The sequence below is a fragment of the Coprobacillus sp. genome (genome assembly GCF_984815275.1).
On sequence record NZ_CFJNYH010000080.1, the window covers coordinates 1 to 4,619 of the forward strand.

Genomic DNA, 4,619 nt, shown 5'->3' on the forward strand with positions numbered 1-4,619 from the left:
ATTTCATACTTTTTCACAATTTACTACTTGACTTTAATATAGTTGTCTTTCTTTTTTAATTTATTTATCTATTTTCATAAGTTGTGTTGCATATTTCATACTTTCTTCAAATTCCTTAATCGTTGCATATTCTCTCATAAACCTTGGAGTAGAAATAACAAATGATTCTTTTAATTTCTCACAATACCCCTTATCATCCATAATCTTTCCTACTGGAAAAACATAGTTAATGAAATATTTTGTAAAACTTGTTTTGCTATTACGTTCAAAAATAAGATTATCATCTTTATCAGTTATACTGTAACATGCATCATGACAAGAAAAATATCTTATCCCACATAACTTATCATTATGATTCCTTACTAACCATTTATATAAAATCTCTGTCATCTTATATTCAACAATATTACGTTCCTCTTTACTTGGAACAACGACAGAACACGCTGCGATAAATGGATAAACAAATAAATATTCACTTTCTTTATAACCAATATTTGCTTTTTTATATTTATTGTTCTGTTTAATAAAATCTATTGGTCTGTTCCCTAAATCAACAATATATAACGGTATATTTAATTCAGAATTCAACCTAAACATTGCTCCTAAAATATTTTGATTATCTAAACTTCCTAATTCTTTATAGCAACAGTATGCTGTTGTTGATAAATAGAGAGATGGTCTTTCAGCTAAATTATATCGATATGGTTTTCTTTTTTTATAATTCTCTTCTCTTTTAGGATCATGAAATAAATCACTTCTCTTATATTTTCTATTTTCATTTATTTTCCTTAATCGAAAAAGATTTATATTCTTTCGCCCATATCCATCTATTGGCAAATCATTTTCTATAATATGTAGATTATCCTTAAATACACGAATTTGCATTAACCTCTCAAACACTCGCATGGCTTCATCATCATCTTCATCAACCATTTGTAAAATAATATCACAAATCATTCGAATAGCATTGACCTGTTTTTCACTTAAGAAAGAAGAGATTTGAAAACAATACAAATTATATAGTTGCTGAAGTGTTTGTTTATAATTATCATCTATTCTCAAAGGCAACTGTAATTCTTCATTTGACATAACCTCTATAAATCTTTCATGAAAATGTGAAGATTTCATTGGCTTTGATCTTATTACCGTTGTATCATTTATCATTCTCACTTACTCCTCCTATTTTATTTATATTCAAAGTATCATCTTTTTCATACCTAATAACCACCATGTAATTCCTGATATAGTCTTCTAGCATAACTATCTGTCATTCCACTTATATAATCAACAACCAAATGGATTCTTAAATACAAAAAATCTTTTTCTTCAGTATATTTTTTCTTTTCCATTTTATAGTTTTCTTTATAATTATCTGGTAACAAGCCTATTAATTTAATATCTTCTTTTGATAAAGTATAATTTTCATCTTTAATATCATAATGAATAATCGCACCAATAAATTTATCCAACAAAAATGATAAAATACCAGATCCCGATATTTCAATTTTCGTTATGCTACTATCATTAAATATTAGTTTTTTTGCTATTTTCTTAAGTATTTTCAAAGTCTTTGTATGAAAAACATCATCCATCAATTCTTGAGTATATGTCCCTTCCATGATATCATCATAGTTTTTAATAAAACTATAAGCAGCATTATACATAAACCATTGTCTTATCTCATTTAACCACATCTGCATCTTTAATAACTGTTCATTATGAGGTTCTTTTTTAAAATCTATTTTTATATTTTCTAAATTTTCCAGCATCTTAAATGCTTTATGTTTATATTTAATATCATCTTCATCCAATAAACTCCTATAAACTGAAATAAATTCCTCCAATGTAAAAAATCCTTTTTTAAAAGCATCTTCAATATCTGCAGTAGAATAAGCAATATCATCTGCTGCCTCTAATAAAAAAGTAAGTGGGTGACGAACATACTCATTTTCATTAAGCTTAGTTCCAGTCGTTGATGAAATATTATCAAATAAATCATGATCACAATCATAGAATCCAAGTTTATGGTAAAAAATATTATGACTATCTTCATCAACCTTTAAAGAACATACAGGATATTTTACAAGAACATTAATTAAAGACTTTGTTAAATTCATTCCGTAATCATTATCGACAATATGTAATTTACACATAACTCTTAAAGCTTGGGCATTTCCTTCTAAATGATATAAATCTTGAATTTGTACATCTGTAAGAATACTATCAATCTTTTTATCTTTAAATTTAATATTTTTTAAATTCTCTTTAAACCAATCAGCCATCACTGTTTCTCCAAAATGTCCAAATGGTGGATTTCCAATATCATGTAATAATCCAGCACATGATAAAATTTCTGGAATGTTATCAAGTATATCTTTATAATTGTTATAATCTATACAACATCTTTTCATACATCCACTTTCATCTTCTTCAGATTTTTTAACTTCATTTTTCATATTATCTAAAATCATGCTTCCTAATTGTTTAGCAATTGAAGATGTCTCTAAAGAATGAGTTAGTCTAGTTCTTACAAAATCACTTTTATCTAATGGAAAAACTTGTGTCTTATCTTGTAAACGTCTAAATGAAGCACTGTTTATAATTGTTTGATAATCACTTTCAAACTCAGTTGTTTTATATTTATCAAAATATCCCATTCCCTCAAATCTTCTTTTTTTACAAAATCTATCTGTAGATAGTAAATCGTTCCATTCCATTTTTAAACTCCTCTCACAATAAACTATAATTATATTATCAGTGATACCCCTTACAAATTTCAACATTTTTTACTTAAACGTAGGCATTTTTCACTTAACCGTTGCTATATTTCACTTAAACGCAAAAAAAGCTCCATAAAATAAGAATTTATCTTATTTTATGAAACTATGCTTTAATGCAAATTTAGTTGTTACATAATTATAATTTCTTGTACTAATAGGAATCGCTTTATCACAGCCTTTTAAAAAGGCATTATTTTTATTAATTCTCTCACAATAATGTATATTGATAACATATGATTTATGAACCTTAATCAGAGTAGAATTCTTTACAAAAATATCATCATAATTTTTCCAAATCTCTTTTTCCATTCCATATATATCATGAATAACAAAATGATGACTTTTAATATGTATATATAAAATATCACTAAATTGAATTTCCATTATCCTACCTTCATAATTAAACACAACACTTGTTAATGTATGATGGATCTTGCTTTGAAGTCTAACCAGTGCATGTCCAATTTCTTCATCAAATTTAGATTTACGAATATAATCAAAGATCTGTAAATGAACAGTTTCAAAGACATAATCTTTATGTTGAGAAACGACAATAACTGGTACACCTATCTCTCTATCTCTTATATCTTTTATCAAATCAATTGTATTTTTATCATTAATTTCAATATCAAAAAAACAAGCATGGATTCCCCTTAAATTCAAATATTTAGGAATGTTCTGATAAGTTTCAAAAACAACCTCAAACTCCTCTCTTTGAAAATACTCTTTTATGCTATCTATCATCTTATGCATAAATAACTGATCATCTTCAATACATATAAATCTCAATTCTCTCATTTCTCATCCACCTTATACAATATACACATATGATAAAAGACGTTTCCATTAACTTCAATAACATCTTGTCCATTATACTTATCTACAATATCTTTAATATTCTTCAAACCTATACCATGTTTACTCTTATCTTTCTTATTTGTGAGAAGTTGCTTAGATTTTGGCTTATCTACTACACAATTCTTCACCTCAATAACAAACCTATCTTCATAAAAAGATAAACATAGATTGATTTCATTTTCTTTAGCCTCTATAGTTGCCTCAATTGCATTATCCAATAAATTTCCAACTAAAATACTATAATCAACATCAGCTATAAACGTTACTGGTTTCCCTATAATCACACTACACAAATCAATACCATGACTCTTTGCTAATTTTGTTTTGTTACTTAATATATAATTCAACACTAAATGATTCACATGTACATAATGTTCACCTTGATCAAAAGATATCTGTTCCATGTAATCCTTTGCCTCTTGAATATGTGAAGTATTAATCATTCTTTCTACTATATCAAAATGATTCTTCATATCATGTCTTAATTTATTATATTCTACTGTTCTTTCAGTAATAGCATCTATATATTTATCTTCATAATCATAAGCCTCTAATCTTAATGATTGTTCTAAATTACTGTCATAATATTTTGCATTTAGGACACATAAAACAGTAACTAGAAATAAAAAGAGTATAAATACAGCTACTAAACTTGCGCAGAAACCAAATGATATTGAACCTAAAACATACTCTCTTAATATTACGTTAATAATAACAAATGTTACAACAGAACATAAACTTAAAATGATTATAGAATGACCAGATAATTGAAAAGAACCATCATAATAATTTTTTATAAATACATATTCTATACCTAATAAAACTATACTAACACATGTCAAAATAAACATAATTGCATAGTTGTTATAAAAATTTTGAAATGAAGTTCCTATTACAATTGTTGAGGTTGTAATAACAATTGATTAAAACTTTATATCTGATTTTTGATTATCCCTATAAATATTACACTTTCAAGCATTT

At 26.1% G+C, this 4,619-nt stretch carries 4 protein-coding genes; all 4 read right to left on the reverse strand.

Annotated features, from left to right (window positions below):
* Positions 1-60: 60 nt before the first annotated feature.
* Positions 61-1,164 (reverse strand): hypothetical protein, encoded by a 1,104-nt coding sequence (locus tag AC5M21_RS15835; protein WP_017144187.1) that lies wholly within the window; start codon positions 1,162-1,164, stop codon positions 61-63.
* Between the two features lie 53 nt (positions 1,165-1,217).
* Positions 1,218-2,717, reverse strand: coding sequence for a deoxyguanosinetriphosphate triphosphohydrolase (locus tag AC5M21_RS15840; protein WP_017144186.1), 1,500 nt, complete (start codon positions 2,715-2,717; stop codon positions 1,218-1,220).
* A gap of 153 nt (positions 2,718-2,870) precedes the next feature.
* On the reverse strand, positions 2,871-3,578 hold the full coding sequence (locus tag AC5M21_RS15845) for a LytR/AlgR family response regulator transcription factor (RefSeq protein ID WP_008788489.1): 708 nt from the start codon (positions 3,576-3,578) through the stop codon (positions 2,871-2,873).
* Positions 3,575-4,489 (reverse strand): sensor histidine kinase, encoded by a 915-nt coding sequence (locus tag AC5M21_RS15850; protein WP_493531530.1) that lies wholly within the window; start codon positions 4,487-4,489, stop codon positions 3,575-3,577. The genes AC5M21_RS15845 and AC5M21_RS15850 overlap by 4 nt, the downstream gene beginning before the upstream one ends.
* Between the last annotated feature and the right edge of the window lie 130 nt (positions 4,490-4,619).

Coding starts and splice junctions, on each gene's coding strand:
- AC5M21_RS15835 (WP_017144187.1), bottom strand. CDS start 1,164: ATGATAAATGATACAACGGTAATAAGATCAAAGCCAATGAAATCTTCA.
- AC5M21_RS15840 (WP_017144186.1), bottom strand. CDS start 2,717: ATGGAATGGAACGATTTACTATCTACAGATAGATTTTGTAAAAAAAGA.
- AC5M21_RS15845 (WP_008788489.1), bottom strand. CDS start 3,578: ATGAGAGAATTGAGATTTATATGTATTGAAGATGATCAGTTATTTATG.
- AC5M21_RS15850 (WP_493531530.1), bottom strand. CDS start 4,489: ATGTTTATTTTGACATGTGTTAGTATAGTTTTATTAGGTATAGAATAT.